We start from the raw sequence: 20,558 nt of genomic DNA, 5'->3' as shown, positions 1-20,558 counted from the left end.
AGGGCCGCATGCTCCGGCTCAGTCCGCCCGCCAGTACCCCAGAGCGTGCGCGCGGTCCTTCGTCACGCCCAGTTCCTTGCGCACGTACGTCGACAGCGCGCGCGTGGTGCGCGTGTCGCAGGCGATCCAGACGTACGGGTCGGGCGTCAGGCGGAGGAGTTCGGGGAGTTCCGCCTTCACCCGCTCCACGAGGTGCGCCCCGTCGTCGCGGCGGGGCACGTGCCGTATCTCGTGCCGGGACGGGTCGGCGCGGAAGGGCAGGCCGTCCGCGTCACCCTCGAACCACACGGTCGCCGGCGCCGAACCCAGCGCGTCCAACAGGGAGTTGATCGCGGGCAGGGAGGCCGGGTCGCCGACCGCGAGGACGTGCGAGGGGGACGGCGACGGCTCCTCGAACCCGGTGCCCTGGACGGTCGCCTCGATGGTGTCGCCGGGTTTCGCCGCCCGCGCCCAGTCGCTCGCCGCGCCCTCGTGCAGCGCGAACTCCAGGGAGAAGGAGCCCGTCGCCGGATCCGGGTCGACCAGGGTGAACGCCCGCTGGTGCGGCTTGCCCGCGTCGGTGAACCACAGCCGGACCCACATCGTCGGGTGCACCCCGGTCGCCGCGAGCAGACCGCCGTCGGTGAGACGCACCCGGCGGTAGTGCGGGGTGACGTCCTCGGCGTCCGTGACCGTGAACGTGTAGTCCTTCCCCCGCATCAACTTGAGGACCGCGCCCTCCCAGCCCCGCCCCTGCCCCATGACCTCTGCACCTCTCGCGTACGATTTCTGGACTGATCGTTAGGTGAGGCTAACCTAAAAGCAAGAGGGGTCACAGGGTGACGACCGAGACCGACAGACCCGAGGGCGTCTTCCGGGACGCCTGGGGCATCCCGCACCTGCGCGCCGGAAGCGCCCGCGACCTCGCCCGGCTCCAGGGCCGGGTCACCGCCCGCGACCGCGCCTGGCAGCTGGAGGTCGAACGGCACCGCGCCCGCGGCACCTCGGCGTCCTTCCTGGGCGCCGACGCCCTCCCCTGGGACCGCTTCGTGCGCCGCGCCCGTCTCGACGACACCGCCCGCCGCTGCTTCGCCTCCCTGGAGGAGCGCGACCCGGAGACCGCCGACTGGGTGCGCGCGTACGTGGACGGCGTCAACGAGGGCCTGACCGGGACCGCCGCAGTCACCCCCGAGTTCGCGAGCCTCGGCCTGGCTCCTGGCCGCTGGGAGCCCTGGACCCCCCTCGCCGTCTGGCTCTCCACCCACATCCTGTTCGCCGGCTTCCCCGCCAAGCTGTGGCGCGAGGAGGCGGTCCGGCACCTCGGCCCGGAGGCGGTCGGGCTGTTCGCCACCGACGGCCCCGGCACCTCCGGCAGCAACGGCTGGCTGGTCGCCGGCGAGCGCACCCGCACCGGGCAGGCCGTCATCGCCGGCGACCCGCACCGCTTCATCGAGGACCCCGGCGTCTACCAGCAGATCCGCCTGGCCTGCGACGAGTTCGACGTCGTAGGACTCGCCGTGCCCGGGGTCCCCGGCATCGCCCACTTCGGGCACACCGGAACCGTCGCCTGGGCCATCACCAACGCCATGGCCGACTACCAGGACCTCTACCGCGAACGCCTGCGCCGCACCGGCGCCGGCGCCGAGGCGCTCGGCCCGGACGGCGTCTGGCGGCGGGTCGCCCGGCACACCGAGCTGATCCGGGTCGCGGGGGAGGAGAGCGTCGAGGTCGAGATCCTGGAGACCGAGCGCGGGCCTGTCGTCGCGGGCGGCCCCGAGGGCCTGGGCGGGGGGACCGCGGCGGGCACCGACGTCGTCGTCGCGGGCGGCCCCGAGGGGACCGCGCCGGCCCCCGGCCACGACGACGCCCCGCTCGCGCTTGCCCTGCGCTACCCGCCCCGCGTCACCGCCGACCTCGGTTTCAGCGCCCTGCTCCCGCTCCTCCGCGCCCGCCGGGTCGCCGACGTGGACCGTGCCTTCGACCGGTGGGCCGAGCCGGTCAACGTCGTCCAGGCCGCCGACACCGAGGGCGGACTGCTGCACCGGGTCGCCGGCCGCGTCCCCGTGCGCGCCGAGGCCAACCGCGTCCGCCTGGTTCCCGCCTGGACGCCCGGCCATGAGTGGACCGGCTGGCACGAGACGCCCCGCGCCGGCCTCACCGACGGCGTCGCCGTCATGGCCAACCAGCGCGGCCCGGCAGCCCCGCTCGGCGTCGAGTTCGCCCCGCCGTACCGCGCCGACCGCATCCGGGAACTGCTGGACGGGCGCAGGCAGTGGTCGGCGGCCGACATGCCGGCCCTGCACACCGACACCCACCTCGCGTCCGCCGGTCCCCTCCTCGACCACCTCGCCGCCCTCGACGACCTGACCGGACCGGCCGCCGGCCTGCGCGAACGCCTGCTGCGCTGGGACCGCCGCATGGACGCCGGCAGCCAGGACGCCGCCGCCTACGCCGCCCTGCGCAGCGCCCTCGTGCGCCGCCTCGCCGCCCACCCCGCCTTCGCCGCCCTCACCACCCCGCCCGCCTACCCCGAGGTGCTCCTGCCCTGGCTGGCCCTCGCCCCCCGCATCGGCTTCGCCCTTCCCCACCTGCTCGACGCCGACGAGCTGTACGGCGTCGACCGCCGCGCGCTCGTCCGCGAGGCCGTCGAGGAGGTCGCCGGACAGCCGGCCGCCCGCTGGGGCGACACCCATCGCCTCGCCCCCTGGCGGGCCCTGCCCGACCCCGCGTACGAGGCCCCGGCCCTCTCCGGCGACCACGACTGCGTGCTGTGCACCTCCGCCGTCCCCGGCTGGACCGACCTCGCCGCACGCGGCCCGGCCGCCCGCTACGTCTGGGACCTGGCCCGCCGTGAGGACAGCCGCTGGGTCGTGCCCTTCGGCGCGTCCGGCCGCCCCGACAGCCCCCACCACCACGACCAGCTCCCCCTCTGGCTCACGGGCGAGCTCGCGCCGGTCGTCACCGACTGGGCGCTGCTGACGAAGGAGAGCGACCACTGATGTCCGACCGGTACGCGCACGAGCAGACCGTCGACGGGTTCGGCACCGTCGGCATCCGGCCCCTCGACGCCGAGGGCGACGCGGACGTCGTCCACCGCTGGACGAGCGAGGAACGCGCCGCGTTCTGGGGCATGAACGGCCTGACCCGCGACCAGGTCGCCGAGGTCTACGCCCACATGGCCGGCCTCGACACTCATCACGCCCACCTCGTCGAGCTGGACGGCGAACCGGTCGCCCTGCTCCAGACGTACGAGCCGGCCGCGGACCGCGTCAGCGAGTGCTACCAGGTCGAGCCCGGCGACATCGGCATCCATCTGCTCCTCGCGCCCGCCGGTGCCCGGGGCGCGCGGTCGGGCTGGTCGGCGCTGCTGATGGGCGTCCTCGCGGCGTATGTGCTGCTGGGCCTGGACCGGCGTCGGGTCGTGGTCGACCCCGACGTGCGCAACGAGAAGGCGATCGCCCGCTTCCTGCGGCAGGGCTTCGAGGCGGGGCCGGTCGTCACCCTCCCGGAGATCGACCTGCCGGACGTGTTCCTGCCGGAGAAGAAGGCTCGACTGGCCTTCCTGCGCCGAGAGGTGGCCTTTCCCGGGTGACCTCGCGCGGCGGTGACGGCAGGCGGCCGCCGCCGGGTGACCTCGCGCGGCGGGGCGGCGGCACGCTCGACCCGTGGTGACCTGCGAGGGGCTCGGGTGAGCAGGACCGCCTTCCGCTCCGTACGTATCCCCGAGCACACGAGTCCGAAGTACGGAGCGGTGACGTGAGCGAAGGGCGCGATGGCGGACGGCGGCGCGGTACGGCGGCCGGCGCGGCAAGCGTGGGAAGCGCGGGCGGTGACGGAAGCGGCGTCCGGCGGCTTCAAGGGCTGGTGCTGCTGGGCGCCCTGCTGGTCCTGCTCCTCGGAGGCGCGGGCCCGGCGTCGGCCCATGCCGCCCTCCGCTCCACCGACCCCGCCGACGGGAGCGTCCTCAAGAGCTCCCCTGCCGGCATCACCCTGACCTTCACCGAGTCCGTCAGCCTCCTCGACGACTCCTTCCGCGTCCTGGACCCGGACAACCAGCGGGTCGACACCGGCGAGGCCCGGCATGCGGACGGCCGCTCGGAGACCGCGCAGGTCCCCCTCACCGAGAAGCTCGGCACCGGCACGTTCACGGTGGCCTGGCGAGTGGTCTCGGCGGACAGCCACCCGGTCTCCGGAGCCTTCACCTTCTCCGTCGGCCGGCCGTCCCCGACGACGGCCGTGCTGTCGGCCGGACCCACCGAGGACCCGGCCACCAGCGGCCTGTTCAAGATCGGCCGCTATCTCGCGTACGGCGCCGCGACCCTCGTCATCGGCATCGGCGTCTTCGTGGCGGTCTGCCGCCCGCCGGACGTACGCCCCCTGCGCAAGCCGCTGCTGGCCGGCTTCTGGGTCCTCGTCGGCACGTCGGTCTTCCTGCTCCTGCTGCGCGCCCCCTACGAGGAGGGCACCGGCCCCGCGGGGGCGTTCGATCTCACGGGCCTGCAACGGACCCTGACCGGCCGCCCGGGTCTCGCCCTGCTCGCCCGGCTGGCCCTGCTCGCGGCGACCGCCGTCCTGCTCCTGCGGCTGCGGCGCCTCCGGCGACAGGACGACCGTGAGCAGCCCACGCGCGCGTACCTCGCCGCCGGCGCGGTGCTCGCCGTGAGCCTCGCCCTGACCTGGGCCGCCGCCGAGCACGCCTCGGCCGGCATCCAGGTCCCGGCCGCGATGGCCTCGTCGGCGCTGCACCTGCTCGCCATGGCGGCGTGGCTCGGCGGACTTGCGTCCCTGCTCACCCTGCTGCACCGCACCGACCTGCCGGCCGTCGTGGCCGCCCGTTTCTCGCGTGTGGCCACCGCCTCGGTGATCGTCCTGGCGGCGACCGGCGTCTACCAGTCCTGGCGGGGCCTCGGCACGCTCGACACTCTGACGACCACGACGTACGGCAGGGTCCTGCTCGCCAAACTGGCGGCGGTGGCCCTGCTGCTCCTGGCCGGCACGTGGTCGCGGCACTGGACGAAGCGATGGACGGCGGCGGAGCCGGAGACGACGGCCGAGGCGACGACCGAGGCCGCGCGCAAGACCGAACCGAGCCCGGTGGCGGTGGGAGCGACCATGACGGCGGAACCGCCCACGGCGACGGACAGCACACCGCAGCCGGCCACCGACCCGGCCAGCGGGTCCCCGTCCGACCCGACGCGTGTCGCTCCGCCTGAGGACGCGCACCGCCGTGCCCTGCGCCGCTCCGTGCTCGTGGAAGTGGCGGTCTCCGTGGTCGTCCTGCTGTTCACGACGATCCTCACCGCGACGCTCCCCGGCCGGGCGGCGGCCGAGGCGGCCGCATCCGAGCGGTCCGCGGGCCTGCCGGTCGCCTCCGTGATCGACGTCCCCTTCGCCGTCGGAAACGCCCGCGGCAAGGTCCAGGTCACCCTCGACCCGGGCCGCGTCGGCGGCAACTCGGTCCAGGCCGTGGCCTACGCCGTCGACGGAGGGCTCGTGCCCCTCCCCGAACTGCGCATGTCCTTCACCCTCCCCAGCCAGGACATAGGCCCCCTGGACGCCAAGCTCACCGACCGAGGCGGCTACTGGAGCACCCCCTCCGTCAACCTCCCCCTCCCCGGCACCTGGGAGATGAAGCTGACGGTGCGGGTGTCGGAGATCGACCAGGTGAGCGTGACGCGCCCGGTACGCATCGAACGCTGAGGGATGTGATCGGCGAAGCCTCGATGAGTAGCCGTACTCATGTGGTCACCCGGTCGCCGATCACATGCTGAAGGCGTGAACGTCACCCGGAACGTCAAACCCCGCGACCTGGCCGACTCGCCGGCCTGTCGTCGCCTGGCCGTCTTCTTCTGGAGCTGTGCGGCGCTGGTCACCTTCGGCCCGGTCCTTCTCCTGGCCGTGCTGTCCGTCGCCTGGGCGCACCCGCTGATCCCGGCGGGCTCCGTGAAAGTGACCGGGATCCAAGTCGCCCTCACCGCGGCCGTACTGACGCCTCTCTACTTCGCCCCCGGCATCGACCGCCTCGCCCGCTCCGCCCGGCTCGCCCTGCTGGGCCCCGCGGCCGTCGTCATCGTCCTGGCCGTGCTCCTTTGCGCGGGCCCCCACGTCTGAGCCACCTCCGCGCGGATCTCAAGGGGCTCCTCAGGGATGGCGCTGCGCGGACATCGAAATCCTCCACCGCAGCTCGGTCGAGCCACCAGACTTGCTCTTGTTCCGCAGCGGAGAAGGGATGGCAGGTATGGCGAACAGCGCACTTCTGGTGATGGACGTCCAACGGGACGTCGTGGCCATCGCCGATGACGGTTCCGGGTACCTGACGCGCTTGCGCAAGGCGATCGACGGCGCCCGGGCAGCGGGGATGACCGTGATCTACGTGGTGCTGGAGTTACGGCCGGGCGACCCGGAAGTGAGCCCCCGCAACAAGGTGATGACAAATGCCGTGCGGGCCGGCCTGTTCACCGAGGGGGCCCCGGGCACCGAGATCCATGACGACGTCGCGCCGCGGCAGGGCGACGTCGTGGTCACCAAGAGGCGGGGGAGCGCCTTCTCGGGCAGCGACCTCGACTCGGTGCTCAGGGCTCGCGATGTCGACAGCCTCGTTCTCACCGGCATCGCCACCAGCGCTGCGGTGCTCTCGACCCTGTGGCACGCCATCGACCTGGACTTCGGCCTCACCGTCCTGGCGGATGCCTGCCTCGACACCGACCCCGAGGTGCACCGGATGCTCACCGAGAAGCTGTTCCCGCAGTGGGCGGACGTGGCCACCGTCGAGGACTGGGTCAAAGCCGTCGCACCGCAGTAGCGAGACGGGGCTCCCGGCTCTCCGGGAGCCCTCGAAGACGAACTGAGACGGACAACGCCGAAGGGCCCCACCGCAAGCGGTGGGGCCCTTCGAACGGGATTCGATATCACGATCTCGGTCTGTGGACGGAGCATGCACAGATCGCAGCGAGGTGGGCCCGATGGGCCGTCGTCGGTGCCGCAATCCTCCTGGTGACCTGCGAGGTGGCCATGAGCTGGCGGGAGGTCGGCCTGCTGGCGGGAGGTCGGCCTGCTGGCGGCCGTGCCCGCGCTGGTCGTCCTGGGAGGTGGTGCGCTCGGGGTCTCGGAACGGTGGGACCTCCGGCGGACCGGGCTGGTGGCCGGAGCGGCTTCGTCGCTGGTGACCGCGGTGCACCGAGGACCTGTGCGGGACCCGTCAGCACGTACAGCGTCGTCTTCTGCTCCTGACCGGAGCTGACTGACGAAGGCGTGCAGTGACTTCGGGTGGGCCGCGATGAGTGCGGCCTACTCTAAGTCCTTTACGGTACCGCGTAGTTGAGGAGAAATGCTCATGTCGTCGGCGGCGCGAAAGCTGTTCGTTTCCGAAGTTCGGTTCCATCCGGGGAGAGTCGCCGCCGCCGCTTTCGCGGGCGCGGTGACGGCGTGCGGTGTCGGTGCCTGCCTTCTACTCATGCTGGCCGTCACCACCGTCTCGGCTCGACCCGAGACGGTGGAAGGGGCGGCGGCCGACAGCGCGGCCAACCTGCTGTCGCTGCTGCTCTCGCTCCTGCTGATGTGCGCGGTCATGGTCACCGGTTCGACGGTGTCCCTGTGGACCGGACAGCGGCTGGGGCACTTCGCCGTACTGCGGGCGCTGGGCACCTCCGCCGGCCGGGTTCGGGCCATGGTCGTCGGCGACGTCGTACGACTGACGCTGCCCGCCGCCGCATTCGGCCTTGCCGTCGGCATGCTGCCGCTGGCCTCGTTCGGGCGGCGGGCGCTCCTGGAGGAGGGCCTGTTCCCCGCCTCGGTCGAGCTGCCGTCGGCAGCGAGCGTATGGGGCGTGGCCGTGGGTGTCGTCGCCGGCGTGGTTGCGATCGGGGTGTTGTCGGCGCTGGGGAGCGTGGTCGCGGCGGGCCGGGTGGGAGCGATGGATCTGCTGAAGGACCAGTCCCGGTCGATGGCACCCCGGCGGAGCGTCGCCCGCCTGGTGACGGGCCTGCTGATGGCCGTGATGTTCTGTCTCCCCCTCCCCCTGATGATGGCGGTGATGGACCTGCCCAGCATGTACCGGGCGGCGCTGGCCATGGGTCTCGCACTGATGCTCATCCCGACCCTGGCCGTCCTCGCCCCCTGGATCGTGCCCGTCCTGACCTGGCCGGTGGCCCTGTTACTGAGGCTCGGTGACCGCAGGGTGGGACCGATCGCCGCCGCCGGACTGCGTGCCGCACCGCTGCGGACCACGGCGATCGCGGTCCCGGTGCTTCTCTCGGGCGGTGTGACCGTCGCCCTCCTGGGCGCGGGCGCCACCGTGGCAGACGCTGTGCACCGGCAGGCGGAACAGGGCCTGCGCGCGGACGCCGTGGTCGTCGCAGACCCCGGACGACGACTACCTGCCCAGCCTGCCCAGACCGCCGGAGTCACCGCCGTACCCCTCATCGCCACCGAGGTGACACCACCCCCCATGTCGTACGAGACCGCATCGGTGGCCGGCGCGGCGTGGGGCGTGCCCGCCGACCGCCTGGGCGGCACGCTTGATCCCGACGTACGCCGCGGCAGCCTGGCGAACCTGGACGGGGACTCCTTCGCCGCGGGTGTCACCCAGGCCGACGGTCACCACTGGAAGGTGGGCCAGAAGGTCGCACTCACGCTCGGCGACGGCCGCGAGCGCACGCTCGAACTCGCCGCGGTCTACGGCCGGGACCTCGCCTTCCCCGAGTTCCTGCTCCCGGAGCGCACCGCACTGGCCCACACCCCCGAACCGCACGCCGACCGGATCCTGCTGAGCGGCGCCCCCGGCAGGTGGCCGGTGAGCGAGGGACAGCAGGTGCAGAACCGTGCCGAGTACCTCGCCGGTCTGGCCCCGCGCAGCGCCCAGGACGACCTGGCCGGCCACCTGATCGTCGGCGTTGTAGCCGGGTACGCGCTGCTCGCCGCGGCCAACACCACCGCCCTCGCGCAGCGTGACCGCCGGGCTCAGCGCGCCCATCTCAGGGCCCTCGGCCTCTCCCGGCCCCAGCTGCTGCGCTGTGTGCTCTATGAGGTGCTCGGCGCCGCGGGCATCGGCGTCGTGCTGTCGGTGGTCACCGCGCTGGTGTGCCTGGCACCGCTCGCCCTCTCCCTGGGCAACGGTCCGCTGCCCGCCGTCGACGTGTCGTGGACGGCCGGAGTGCTCGGCGCGGCCCTGCTCACGGTAGCCGTGTCCGCCGCCCTGGCCGCCCGTCCGCTGCGCACCGTGCAGCGGCAGTTCGCGGAGGGAAGGTCGTGACCCGCCCGGGCGGCCCCGGCCTGGGACGGCCCTTCTGGCTCCTCTTCACCGGCGAGTCCAGCTCCGCGCTGGGCACCGCGGCCTGCTGGTACTCGCCGTCGCCGGTGGAGTGATCACCCTTCGCCACGTCGGTTCCGGCACAGAGCCCGAACCGGACTCCGACCCACCCTCAGCGTCCCGGACAACATCACCCTCCCACTGCGTATCGCGGTACGCCGCCCGGACGACGCCTGGCTGCGCCAGGTCGTCCACACCACCGGCCTGACCGAGCGCCTCTCCCACCGCCCCACCGAACTCTCCGGCGGTCAGCAGCAGCGCGTAGCCTGTGCCCGCGCCCTGGCGGGCCGCCCGGCCATCGTCTTCGCGGACGAGCCGACCGGAAGCCTCGACAGCCGCTCGGGAGCCGAAGTCCTCCGCCTGTTTCGCACCTGCGCCCAGGTGTTGGGCCAGACCGTGGTGATGGTGACCCACGACCCGCTCGCGGCGGCCTGGTCCGACCGCGTGCTGTTCTTCGCCGACGGCCGGATCATCGACGAACTACGCGGGCCGACCGCCGAGGCACTCCTCGACCGCATCAAGGTGTTCGGGACCCGGTGACGTGACAGCAGGGTCCGGACACCTCTCGTCTGGGGGTTCTGAGGTGTGCGGGAGCGTTCTGACCTGCGGTGCGGCTGCGGCGGGCAGGGCTCCTGAGCGGTGCTGCACTGAGGTGCATGCAACCAGAACTGCAACCGTCGCCCGCCTATTTGCCGCTCTCCGGGCCGTACCACTGGAGAGCCTGGCCAGTCACTGCCGCGATGCAGGCGAAGTCGTGGTCACGGTGCAGGAGGGTGAGCCCTTGAAGCTCGGCCGTCGCGGCGACGACGAGATCCACCGCACCCGCACTGCGATGCTTTCCCTGTTTGGTGAGAGCTTCCTGGACCTGCCAGGCGCGGTCGTAGGCGCGGTCATCGACGGGAACCCAGCCGAAGATCAGTCGCATGTCCTCCGTGCCGCGCGCTCGGTCGGCGGCCGACCGGGCGCTGTAGAAGAACTCGAGCTCGGTGATCGGACAGGTGGCGATGAGACCGGCGGCTGCCGCCTGGTCCCAGCCGTACTGCTCCGCGTCCTCGTGCATGAACCGGGCGAGCGCGCTGGTGTCGATCAGGAACTGGGCCGCGTTCACCGGCGGTAGTTCCCCTTGTTCTTGAACAGCTCCAGATCGAATGCGCCATCCCCGGCCGCGGCCCGCAGCCGGGCGAGAGCAAGGGCGCGACGCCGGCTCTCCAGCACCTCGCGAAGAGCTGTGTTGACCGTCTCCTTCTTGGTGCTCGTCCCGAGGGCTTTGGCGACATCCGCGACAAGGTCGTCGTCCAGGTCGATAACCGTCCGACTCACGCTGGCCTCCCTGATATCGAATGTGGAGTCAAGTATATCTCGCGAGGTGCCTACGAGGTGGCACATCAGGGCGCCCGGCCTCGGCCGTAGAGTTCTACGCGGGCGTCACGCCATGGATGCGGGAGACAGCGAAGGACGCGTTCCGCTTCGCGCAGGTGGCACCAGGCGTCGAGGTAGGGCGGGTCGAGTTTCAGCTCGCCGAGGGTGCGTACGGTTCGGTTGCCCGAGGTGGCGATGTACTCGACCGTGATCGCCCCACCGGTGTCGATGGCGCGGGCGACCTGGCGGACATCGCTGTACGACAGGTGCTTCGCGCATCCGGCGACGATTTCCCTCGGTGTCCGTCGCGAAAGGCACCCCGCTGCCGAACGAGTCGGGTTCCGGTGTGGTCGGATCGGTGGAGCCTTGGGCAGCCGGCCGGCTGAGCGGACGAAAATCAGGGCAACGAGCGCTGAGACATGTCGAAGGGCCCCACCGCAAGCGGTGGGGCCCTTCGACATCGTGCCCGGTGAGGCACTGGCGGAGGATACGAGATTCGAACTCGTGAGGGGTTGCCCCCAACACGCTTTCCAAGCGTGCGCCCTAGGCCTCTAGGCGAATCCTCCGCCGGAAACATTACATGACCGAGAGGAGTGCTCGCGAACTCGATCCCCGGGTCCGGGATCAGGTAACCTGAGCGCAGCTCCCCACGCGGCGCTATCTGACTGAACTCCCCCAGGGCCGGAAGGCAGCAAGGGTAGGTCGGCTCTGGCGGGTGCGTGGGGGGCGTTTTGCGTTCCCGGGGGGGCGTCCGGGCGGCGGGGCCGGTTGTCGGTGTGCGCCTATAACCTCGTAAGCGTGTCGTCTCTCGCGCTGTACCGCCGCTATCGCCCGGAGTCGTTCGCCGAGGTCATCGGGCAGGAGCATGTCACCGACCCGTTGCAGCAGGCGCTGCGGAACAACCGGGTCAATCACGCGTACCTGTTCAGCGGGCCGCGCGGGTGTGGCAAGACGACCAGCGCGCGCATCCTCGCCAGGTGCCTGAACTGCGAGAAGGGGCCCACGCCGACGCCCTGCGGCGAGTGCGAGTCGTGCAAGGACCTCGCCCGCAACGGGCCCGGCTCCATCGACGTCATCGAGATCGACGCCGCTTCGCACGGCGGTGTCGACGACGCGCGTGACCTGCGGGAGAAGGCCTTCTTCGGGCCGGCCCGCAGCCGCTACAAGATCTACATCATCGACGAGGCCCACATGGTCACGTCGGCCGGCTTCAACGCGCTCCTCAAGGTCGTCGAGGAGCCGCCGGAGCATCTGAAGTTCATCTTCGCCACCACCGAGCCCGAGAAGGTCATCGGGACGATCAGGTCGCGGACCCATCACTACCCCTTCCGCCTCGTGCCGCCGGGGACCCTGCGGGACTACCTCGGCGAGGTGTGCCGGCAGGAGGCCATCCCCGTCGCCGAAGGGGTCCTTCCGCTCGTCGTGCGCGCGGGCGCGGGGTCCGTGCGTGACTCCATGTCCGTCATGGACCAGCTCCTCGCCGGCGCCGGTGAGGACGGTGTGACGTACGCCATGGCCACCTCCCTCCTCGGCTACACGGACGGCTCGCTGCTCGACTCCGTCGTCGAGGCCTTCGCCACCGGCGACGGGGCCGCCGCCTTCGAGGTCGTGGACCGGGTGATCGAGGGCGGCAACGACCCCCGGCGCTTCGTCGCCGACCTGTTGGAGCGGCTGCGCGACCTCGTCATCCTGGCCGCCGTCCCGGACGCTGCCGACAAGGGGCTCCTGGACGCCCCCGTCGACGTCGTCGAACGCATGCAGGCTCAGGCCGGCGTCTTCGGCGCGGCCGAGCTCAGCCGTGCCGCCGATCTCGTCAACGAGGGCCTCACCGAGATGCGCGGCGCCAACTCGCCCCGTCTCCAGCTCGAGCTGATCTGCGCGCGCGTGCTGCTGCCCGCCGCGTACGGCGACGAGCGGTCCGTCATGGCCCGCCTCGACCGGATCGAGCGCGGTGTGAACTTCGCCGGGGGCGGCGGCATGCCCTCGATGGGGTACGTGCCGGGGCCGGAGGCCCACAGCGGCGGTTCCGGTTTCGGGTCGGGGGCCGCTACCGCCGCCGGTCCTGCCCACGGCGACACCGTGCCTGTGCCGCCCGGCGGCGGTGCGGCCGCGGCCCGTGCCGCGGTGCGTGGTCCCGGTGGGGGCGGTCCTTCGGGCGGTCAGGCCGTCCAGCCCGCCCAGGCCCCCGATGCGGCGCAGCCCGCCCCGGCGCCCCAGCCTGTGCAGCAGCAGCAGCCCGCCGCCGCGCAGGAATCCGCCCCGGCCGCCCCCGCGGACACCGGCTCCCCGTCGGCCTCCGCCCCCGGCTCCTGGCCGACCCCCACCGCCGCCGGCAGCGGCCGTCGGCCCGGCGGCTGGCCCACGGCCGCCCCCGCGGGTGGCGGGAGGCCCCCCGCGGCCCCCGGGCCGGCCGCCTCCGCCCCCTCGGCCCCCGCCGTGCCGCAGACCCCGACCCCGCCCGCACCCGCGTCCCCGGCCCCCGCGGCCCCCGCGGCCCCGGCCTCCTCCACGCCCCCCGCCGGCGGTCTCGACCCCCGCATGCTCTGGCCGAACATCCTGGAGGCGGTGAAGAACCGCCGCCGCTTCACCTGGATCCTGCTCAGCCAGAACGCGCAGGTCACCGGCTTCGACGGCACCACACTCCAGCTCGGCTTCGCCAGCGCCGGAGCCCGCGACAACTTCGCCGGCAGCGGCAGCGAGGACGTGCTGCGTCAGGCGTTGACCGAGCAGTTCAGCGTCCAGTGGAAGATCGAGGCGGTCGTCGACCCGTCCGGCGGCGGATCGGCCTCAGCCCCGCCGTCCGGCGGCTTCGGCGGCCCCGGCCCGTCCGGCTACTCCGGCGGCCCTGGCGGTCCCGGCACGTCCGGTCAGGGCCCCGGCCACGGCGGCGGAGGCGGCGCCCACAGCGGCGGCGGATACGGCAACCCCGGCAGCCCTGGAAACACCGGCGCTCCCGGAAACACCGGGAGCCAGGGCGGCTCCGGCGGACGCGGCGGCTACGGCAGCGGCGGCTCCGCCCCGAACGCCGGGTCCTCCACCGGCCCCGGCGCGCCCGCCTCCGGCTCCACCTCGTCCTCCGGTCCCGCGCCCGCCCAGCGGCCGCCGACCTCCGCGGCTCGGCCCTCCGCCCCGGACCCGGTGTCCATCGAGGACGACATCCCCGAGGACGACGATCCCGACCTCAACGAGTCCGCGCTCTCCGGGCACGACCTGATCATGCGCGAGCTGGGGGCGACGGTGGTGGAGGAGTTCACCAACGAGTAGCCGGGCGACCTGCCCGCTCGGAGCAGCGCAGCGCGCAGGAGCCCGCCTTGGAGGAACGCACAGCTCTCCCTCGCCCCGCCTCTCGGAAGCCCGCACAAACCCGCGTGGCCTCAGCCCGTTAGGCTGACCCCCGTGAACGTCCTCGTCATCGGCAACGGCGCCCGCGAACACGCCCTGTGCCGCTCACTGTCCCTCGACCCCGCCGTCACCGCGCTGCACTGCGCCCCCGGCAACGCCGGCATCGCCGAGGTCGCCGAGCTGCACCAGGTCGACACCCTGGACGGCGGGGCCGTGACCGCGCTGGCCACGGAGCTCGGCGCCGAGCTGGTGATCGTGGGCCCCGAGGCCCCGCTCGTCGCGGGAGTCGCCGACGCCGTTCGCGCGGCGGGCATCCCGGTCTTCGGCCCGTCCGGCGAGGCCGCGCGGCTGGAGGGGTCGAAGGCGTTCGCCAAGGACGTGATGGCCGCCGCCGGCGTGCCCACCGCCCGCTCCTACCTGTGCACGACGCCCGAGGAGGTCGCCGAGGCGCTCGACGCGTTCGGCGCCCCGTACGTCGTCAAGGACGACGGTCTCGCCGCCGGCAAGGGCGTCGTCGTGACCGGGGACGCCGAGGCGGCGAAGGCGCACGCGGCGGGCTGCGAGCGGGTCGTCATCGAGGAGTTCCTCGACGGCCCGGAGGTCTCCCTCTTCGCGATCACCGACGGCGAGACGGTCGTCCCGCTCCAGCCCGCGCAGGACTTCAAGCGCGCGCTCGACGGCGACGAGGGCCCGAACACCGGCGGCATGGGCGCGTACTCCCCGCTGCCCTGGGCCGACCCGAAGCTGGTCGACGACGTCATGGGGACCGTCCTTCAGCCCACCGTGGACGAGATGCGCCGCCGGGGCACGCCCTTCTCCGGACTGCTCTACGCCGGCCTCGCGATCACGAGCCGGGGCGTCCGCGTCATCGAGTTCAACGCCCGCTTCGGCGACCCCGAGACGCAGGTCGTCCTCGCCCGCCTGAAGACCCCGCTCGCCGGCGTCCTCATGGCGGCGGCCACCGGCAACCTCGGCGACCTCCCGCCGCTGCGGTGGAGCGACGAGGCCGCCGTGACCGTCGTCGTCGCCTCGCACAACTACCCTGGCGCCCCGCGCACCGGCGACCCGATCACCGGTCTCGACGCGGTCGCCGCCGAGGACGCCCCGCACGCGTACGTGCTGCACGCGGGCACCAAGCGGGACGGCGACGCCGTGCTCAGCGCGGGCGGCCGCGTCCTGTCCGTCACCGCGACCGGCACGGACCTCACCGAGGCCCGCGACCGGGCGTACCGGGCGGTCGCGCGCATCGGCCTCGACGGCTCCCAGCACCGCACCGACATCGCGGCGAAGGCGGCGACGGAGACCCCGACGGGGGCGTGAGCCGGCACGGCGCGCGCCCGGACCAGCGTCGTGGCGGGGCCCCGGACTCGCCTCGCGGCGCGCGCCCGGACCAGCGTCGTGGCGGGACCCCGGACCAGCCTCGCGGCGCGCGCCCGGACCAGCGTCGTGGCAGGGCCCCGGACGGACCCGCGCCAGGACCCCGGACGGACCGCGGCGCGAACGACGCGCACCCCCGCGCCGGGTTCGCACACAGCTCGAACGCGCCGCCCCGCACGCCCCCTCGAGCGGCCCCCCGCGCCCCCTCGAACGGGACTTCGCGCCCCCTTCGAACAAACCCGCACGCCTCCCGGAAAGGCCCCGGATCTCCCACGGTGACAGCCGTGGAATCCGGGGCCTGACCTTTGCCCAGCGGCATCCACCTCTCCCCAGAGCCATTCCATCGTGTGAGCGCTGCCCCATCCGGCTGACGGGGGCCGAAGCGCCAACTAGGGTGCGGCGCAAGCGTTCCGGCACTTGGCTCACCGGCATTGCGATGTCAGTGGCGGGTGCCACAGTGGGGGAGTGAGCACTACGAAGCCGACGGGGCGTGCCGCCACGGCAAGCGCCGCCAGGACCGCGGGGAGGGGGTGACGTCCGGTCGTGACCGGAACGAGAGTGGAAGCGGGCGCGCAAGCCGCGCGCGCCAGGGCGCTGGCCGTGCTGCGCATCCGCAGCCGGGCGCTCGCCGTCGCGCTGCTGCCCTCGGCGGCCGCCGTGATCCTGCTCGCCGGTGGTTCCACCGGCCACCTCGTGGGCCCGGGGTGGGACGCCGCCCGCTGGACGGTCACCGTCCTCGCGGTCCTCGTCCTGCTCGCCGCCGCCGTCGTCGCCCTGGTCGTCGCGCGCGCCCGTCCCGCCGTCAGTCCGACCGTCGCGGTCGCCGAGAGCGCGGCCCCCGATCTGTACCGGATGGTGCGCGACCTGGCCGACCGGCTGGACGTGCCCGTTCCGTCCGCCATAGCGCTCACCCCGGACTGCGACAGCTGGCTGGAGGACCGGACGCACCCGTCCCACGGTCCGCCCCCGCCCCGGGAGCGCGACGAGATCGCCGGCGCCCAGCACCGGCTGAACCGCCGTACGGCCACCGCACCCGTCCTCGTCATCGGCTCGCCGTTCCTGTGGTGGATGCGGGTGGGCGAGCTGCGTGCCGTTCTCGCGCCGGTCGTCGCCGGTACGGGCCCCTCCGCGCACCCCGACATAGCGGCGGCCCGGAGGTTCGTGCGCGGCCTGGACGCCGCGGTGGCCGTCTCCGCCGACCGCGGGCGCTGCCTCGGCGTACGGATGGTGTGCGCGGGCATCGGCTGGGCCGCGCGCGTGATGCTGCGCGCCTGCCAGGTGCACGCCGCCGAGATGGAGCGCGGGGTGGCCGCCGCGGCGGCGGAGCGCGCGCAGGCCGTGGACTACGGCCTGCGGATCGTCGCCCAGGAGCAGGTGGGTCTGGCGTACGCGGGCTGGGACCGCCTCCTCACGCGCGTGGCGCTGCCGGCCTGGCGGATGGGCCGCTGGCCGTCGCGGCTGGACGCGGGCGTCGTCGCCGCCCTGACCGAGCTGTCCCGGCGCGACCGTCTCGCCGAGGGGTTCGCCTCCCGCCTCGGCGAGCGTCCCGCCTGCGACCTCCTCGAGGAGCCCGGCGCGATCGACGAGGCGGCCTCCCTCCTCGCGGCCCGCCTCTTCCACGGCGGCCCCGCGGAGTCCGGCCCCGACTGGGCGCCGGTGGGCTGGCAGGAATATCCCGACGAGGTCGTCGACCGCAAGTGGCGCACCGACGCGGCCCGGCTGCACCGCGTCCTCGACGCACTGGGCGTCCGCCGCACCCCCGACCCCGCGGTCCCGGCGCCCGACGGCCCGACGCTGGCCCGTGTGCTGGACCACCTGACGGAGAGCGCGCGCTGGGGCGCGGGACCGACCGCGCCGGAGGCCGACGGCGCGGAGAGCGCCCTGGCCGTCCGGCTCGGCGCCGAGGTCGCGCGGGAGGAGGCCGAGGCCGCGCCGTCGGTGCCGGGCGCGGTCGCGGCGGCCGCAGGCCAAGGGCTCGACGCCGCCCTCTGGGACGACGCGGCGCTTCCGCTCTTCCCGCTCCAGCCCCCGCGCACCGAGCGCGAGCTGCTCGCCGACCACGTCACGGCGATGGTCTGCTGCGCCGCGATGGACACCGTCGGCGCCATGCCCGGCCTGGACTGGCTCGACGGCCCGACCCTCCTGGTGGACGGAGTGCGCGTGGCCGACCTGGCGCCCAGAGTGCTCAGCCTGGTCGAGGACGGCGACGCGGTGCCGCTGCGCACCTGGCTGGTCGAGCTGGGGATACGCCCGGAGAAGCCGGTGCGGCTCGGCTGAGGCGAGCGGCGACCGATGACCCGGGTGCGGCGACCGGTGAGGAAGGATTGGTTCCACTTTCAGCCAATTCACAACGAATAGTGACTGGCTGCGCGCGTTATGTGATGTGCTGGGACCGATCCCGCCCATGGCATGGGCGGGCGACATAGGACAACCACACGAACAGCTGAATACCGAACGCCGTCCGCACGCCGTCCGAGCGCCGCAGGAATGCCGCACCGCACACGACCAGGGGGGCCATAGGGAGGGGAGCACCATGGGAGGACAGCCGCACATCCGCCGATGGGAGTCGGGGGCGCTCGCGCACGCCGTGACGGACCCCTTCGGGCAGGGGCCCCTTCCCTGGCTGCGTGGCGCGGAGACGTACTTCGACGACACGGGCAGGCTCGTCCCCTGGTACGTCGACCAGAGCGCCGCCCAGACTCCCACACTGGCGCCGTACCCCCGCTCGACGCCGACCCGGCCGTCCGCCCCCGCCGAGGCCGCCACCCGTGCGGCAACCCCCCGGATCCCCCTCCCGCGCGCCGCGACCGGAGGCCCCCGTTCCGCCGACGACGTGCGCCGGCAGATCAAGGGGTTCACCTCCACCGGCAGGGTCGCCCCCGGCGAGGCCGCCGACTTCCACATCACGGTCGACCCGCCGCAGGAGTTCAGCGTCGACATCTACCGCATCGGCCACTACCAGGGCGACGGCGCCGCCAAGATCACCACGAGCCCGCGCCTCTCCGGCATCGTCCAGCCCCCGCCCCTCACCGCCGACCGCACGGTCTCCTGCCACCACTGGTGGCTCTCCTGGCGGCTCCAGGTGCCGTCGTACTGGAACGTCGGCGCGTACGTCGCCGTGCTCACCACCGTCGACGGCCACCGCTCGCACATCCCCTTCACCGTCGGCGACGACCGGCCCGCCGACCTGCTGATCGTCCTGCCCGACGTGACCTGGCAGGCGTACAACCTCTATCCGGAGGACGGCCGCACCGGCGCCAGCTTCTACCACGCCTGGGACGAGGACGGCCGTCTCCTCGGCGAGGCCGACGCCGCGACGACGGTCTCCTTCGACCGCCCGTACGCGGGCGCGGGCCTGCCCCTCCACGTCGGCCACGCCTACGACGTCATCCGCTGGGCCGAGCGCTACGGCTACGACCTCGCCTACGCCGACGCCCGCGACCTGGAAGCCGGCCGGGTCGATCCCGCCCGCTACCGCGGCCTGATCTTCCCCGGACACGACGAGTACTGGTCGCGGAGCATGCGCCGCACCGTCGAACTCGCCCGGGACCGCGGCACCTCCCTCGTCTTCCTCTCCGCCAACAGCCTCTACTGGCAGGTGGAGTTGGGTCCGTCGCCGTCCGGTGTCCCCGGCCGGCTGCTCACCTGCCGCAAACGCAGGGGACCCGGCAAGGCGGCCCTGTGGCGGGAGATCGACCGCGCCGAGCAGCAGCTGCTGGGCATCCAGTACGCGGGCCGCGTGCCCGAGCCGCACCCGCTGATCGTCCGCAACGCCGGCCACTGGCTGTGGGAGGCGACCGGGGCGAACGAGGGCGACGCGATCGAGGGCCTCGTGGCGGGCGAGGCCGACCGCTACCACCCGCGCACCGCGCTCCCGCCCCACGAGGAGCGCGTCCTGCTCGCCCACTCGCCCTACACCGACAGCCGCGGCGTCCCACGCCACCAGGACACCTCCCTCTACCGGGCCCCTTCCGGCGCCCTGGTCTTCGCCTCCGGCACCTTCGCCTGGTCCCCCGCCCTCGACCGCCCCGGCCACGCGGACCCCCGCGTCCAGCGCGCCACGGCCAACCTCCTGGACCGCATCTGCAAACGCGACTGAAGGCCGTCGCACCCTGCCCGCCGTTCCTCCCCGACCCTCCGTCCCCGGCCCGCCCCCGTGTACGGGACAATCAAGCCATCTGTACAGAACCACGGGGAGGAACCGTGTCCGGATTCGTAGAAAAGCCCGAGCCGGCTCAGGTGCCGGGCCTGGTGCACCTCCACACCGGCAAGGTGCGCGAGCTGTACCGCGACGAGGCGGGCGACCTCGTGATGGTCGCCAGCGACCGTACGTCCGCGTACGACTGGGTGCTGCCGACGGAGATCCCCGACAAGGGCCGCATCCTCACCCAGCTCTCCCTGTGGTGGTTCGACCAGCTGGCCGACCTGGTCCCCAACCACGTCCTGAGCACGGAACTCCCCGCCGGCGCCCCCGCCGACTGGGCGGGCCGCACGCTGGTCTGCAAGTCGCTGCGGATGGTCCCGGTCGAGTGCGTGGCCCGCGGCTACCTCACCGGCTCCGGCCTCGCCGAGTACGAGGAGTCCCGCACGGTCTGCGGCCTCGCCCTCCCCGAGGGCCTGGTGAACGGATCCGAGCTGCCCGCCCCGATCTTCACCCCGGCCACCAAGGCCGCCGTCGGCGACCACGACGAGAACGTCTCCTACGAGGAGGTCGCCCGCCAGGTCGGCGCGGAGACCGCCGCCGAGCTGCGCCGCACGACCCTCGACGTCTACGGCCGTGCCCGTGACATCGCCCGCGAGCGGGGCATCGTCCTCGCGGACACCAAGTTCGAGTTCGGCTACGAGGACGAGACGCTCGTGCTCGCCGACGAGGTCCTCACCCCGGACTCCTCCCGCTTCTGGCCGGCCGACCGGTGGCAGCCGGGCCGCGCGCAGCCGTCGTACGACAAGCAGTTCGTACGCGACTGGCTGACCTCGGCGGAGTCCGGCTGGGACCGTACGAGCGAGCAGCCGCCGCCCGCGCTGCCCCAGGAGATCGTCGAGGCCACCCGGGCGAAGTACGTCGAGGCCTACGAGCTCCTGACGGGCACCGCCTGGAACTAGGGCGTGTTTCGAAAGTAGCGTCGTCCGCCCGGAGGGCGGGGCTCGCGGCGGCGATGGGGGCACCTCCCGCGCGAGTTCGGTTCGAGCGTGG

At 73.5% G+C, this 20,558-nt stretch carries 14 protein-coding genes, 1 tRNA gene, 1 other RNA gene and 1 pseudogene; 13 read left to right on the top strand and 4 right to left on the bottom strand.

What is annotated here, in order from left to right; translation table 11 throughout:
- Positions 1-18 precede the first annotated feature (18 nt).
- Complete coding sequence (locus ACIRS4_RS14435) at positions 19-741, bottom strand: siderophore-interacting protein (protein WP_404194793.1); 723 nt, start codon at positions 739-741, stop codon at positions 19-21.
- A 77-nt stretch (positions 742-818) separates the two neighbouring features.
- Here ACIRS4_RS14435 and ACIRS4_RS14430 point away from each other — a divergent pair, with 77 nt between their 5' ends.
- The 7 genes and pseudogenes from ACIRS4_RS14430 to ACIRS4_RS14400 all read left to right on the top strand — a co-directional run.
- Positions 819-2,978, top strand: a complete 2,160-nt coding sequence (locus ACIRS4_RS14430) for a penicillin acylase family protein (RefSeq protein ID WP_404194791.1) — start codon at positions 819-821, stop codon at positions 2,976-2,978.
- Positions 2,978-3,571, top strand: a complete 594-nt coding sequence (locus ACIRS4_RS14425; RefSeq protein ID WP_404194788.1) for a GNAT family N-acetyltransferase — start codon at positions 2,978-2,980, stop codon at positions 3,569-3,571. The genes ACIRS4_RS14430 and ACIRS4_RS14425 overlap by 1 nt, the downstream gene beginning before the upstream one ends.
- A 272-nt stretch (positions 3,572-3,843) precedes the next feature.
- Positions 3,844-5,679, top strand: coding sequence for a copper resistance CopC/CopD family protein (locus ACIRS4_RS14420; protein WP_404195482.1), 1,836 nt, complete (start codon positions 3,844-3,846; stop codon positions 5,677-5,679).
- Between the two features lie 75 nt (positions 5,680-5,754).
- A complete protein-coding gene (locus ACIRS4_RS14415) occupies positions 5,755-6,090 on the top strand; it encodes a hypothetical protein (RefSeq protein WP_404194785.1) in 336 nt (111 codons plus the stop codon).
- 127 nt (positions 6,091-6,217) lie between these two features.
- Positions 6,218-6,781, top strand: coding sequence for a cysteine hydrolase family protein (locus tag ACIRS4_RS14410; protein ID WP_404194783.1), 564 nt, complete (start codon positions 6,218-6,220; stop codon positions 6,779-6,781).
- 651 nt (positions 6,782-7,432) lie between these two features.
- Positions 7,433-9,229, top strand: a complete 1,797-nt coding sequence (locus tag ACIRS4_RS14405; protein ID WP_404194780.1) for an FtsX-like permease family protein — start codon at positions 7,433-7,435, stop codon at positions 9,227-9,229.
- A gap of 156 nt (positions 9,230-9,385) precedes the next feature.
- Positions 9,386-9,826 (top strand): annotated as a pseudogene (locus tag ACIRS4_RS14400) (ABC transporter ATP-binding protein); the annotation flags it as partial.
- A 145-nt stretch (positions 9,827-9,971) separates the two neighbouring features.
- On the opposite strand, the gene ACIRS4_RS14395 reads toward ACIRS4_RS14400, so the two are convergent.
- The 3 genes from ACIRS4_RS14395 to ACIRS4_RS14385 all read right to left on the bottom strand — a co-directional run bounded on the left by ACIRS4_RS14395 (position 9,972) and on the right by ACIRS4_RS14385 (position 11,211).
- Positions 9,972-10,394: a PIN domain nuclease gene (locus ACIRS4_RS14395; protein WP_404194778.1), complete on the bottom strand. Its 423-nt coding sequence runs from the start codon at positions 10,392-10,394 to the stop codon at positions 9,972-9,974.
- Positions 10,391-10,606 (bottom strand): type II toxin-antitoxin system VapB family antitoxin, encoded by a 216-nt coding sequence (locus tag ACIRS4_RS14390; protein WP_404194775.1) that lies wholly within the window; start codon positions 10,604-10,606, stop codon positions 10,391-10,393. Before ACIRS4_RS14390 ends, ACIRS4_RS14395 begins: the two co-directional genes overlap by 4 nt.
- A 517-nt stretch (positions 10,607-11,123) precedes the next feature.
- Positions 11,124-11,211 (bottom strand) — tRNA-Ser (locus ACIRS4_RS14385).
- Positions 11,212-11,283: 72 nt separating this feature from the next.
- Between ACIRS4_RS14385 and ffs the strand changes: the two genes are divergently transcribed.
- The 6 genes from ffs to ACIRS4_RS14355 all read left to right on the top strand — a co-directional run bounded on the left by ffs (position 11,284) and on the right by ACIRS4_RS14355 (position 20,467).
- An RNA gene (ffs, locus tag ACIRS4_RS14380) (signal recognition particle sRNA small type) lies at positions 11,284-11,382 on the top strand.
- A 61-nt stretch (positions 11,383-11,443) separates the two neighbouring features.
- Positions 11,444-13,909 carry a DNA polymerase III subunit gamma and tau gene (locus ACIRS4_RS14375; RefSeq protein ID WP_404194773.1) on the top strand — a complete coding sequence of 822 codons (2,466 nt, stop codon included), beginning with the start codon at positions 11,444-11,446 and terminating at the stop codon, positions 13,907-13,909.
- Positions 13,910-14,041: 132 nt separating this feature from the next.
- Complete coding sequence (purD, locus tag ACIRS4_RS14370) at positions 14,042-15,307, top strand: phosphoribosylamine--glycine ligase (RefSeq protein ID WP_404194770.1); 1,266 nt, start codon at positions 14,042-14,044, stop codon at positions 15,305-15,307.
- 600 nt (positions 15,308-15,907) lie between these two features.
- Positions 15,908-17,641, top strand: a complete 1,734-nt coding sequence (locus ACIRS4_RS14365; RefSeq protein WP_404194767.1) for a hypothetical protein — start codon at positions 15,908-15,910, stop codon at positions 17,639-17,641.
- Between the two features lie 256 nt (positions 17,642-17,897).
- On the top strand, positions 17,898-19,463 hold the full coding sequence (locus ACIRS4_RS14360) for a N,N-dimethylformamidase beta subunit family domain-containing protein (protein ID WP_404194764.1): 1,566 nt from the start codon (positions 17,898-17,900) through the stop codon (positions 19,461-19,463).
- Positions 19,464-19,567: 104 nt separating this feature from the next.
- Positions 19,568-20,467 carry a phosphoribosylaminoimidazolesuccinocarboxamide synthase gene (locus ACIRS4_RS14355; RefSeq protein ID WP_404194761.1) on the top strand — a complete coding sequence of 300 codons (900 nt, stop codon included), beginning with the start codon at positions 19,568-19,570 and terminating at the stop codon, positions 20,465-20,467.
- Positions 20,468-20,558 lie beyond the last annotated feature (91 nt).

Origin of the sequence: Streptomyces sp. NPDC101166 (assembly GCF_044768125.1) — a bacterium.
Lineage (GTDB): Bacteria > Actinomycetota > Actinomycetes > Streptomycetales > Streptomycetaceae > Streptomyces.
The sequence above is the reverse complement of the archived record's forward strand: the minus strand, read 5'-3'. Positions and strand labels throughout refer to the sequence as shown.

Excerpts from the sequence above, each read along its gene's own strand:
- ACIRS4_RS14425 (WP_404194788.1), top strand. The coding sequence starts at position 2,978 with ATGTCCGACCGGTACGCGCACGAGCAGACCGTCGACGGGTTCGGCACC.
- ACIRS4_RS14405 (WP_404194780.1), top strand. The coding sequence starts at position 7,433 with ATGCTGGCCGTCACCACCGTCTCGGCTCGACCCGAGACGGTGGAAGGG.
- ACIRS4_RS14410 (WP_404194783.1), top strand. The coding sequence starts at position 6,218 with ATGGCGAACAGCGCACTTCTGGTGATGGACGTCCAACGGGACGTCGTG.
- ACIRS4_RS14435 (WP_404194793.1), bottom strand. The coding sequence starts at position 741 with ATGGGGCAGGGGCGGGGCTGGGAGGGCGCGGTCCTCAAGTTGATGCGG.
- ACIRS4_RS14360 (WP_404194764.1), top strand. The coding sequence starts at position 17,898 with ATGGGAGGACAGCCGCACATCCGCCGATGGGAGTCGGGGGCGCTCGCG.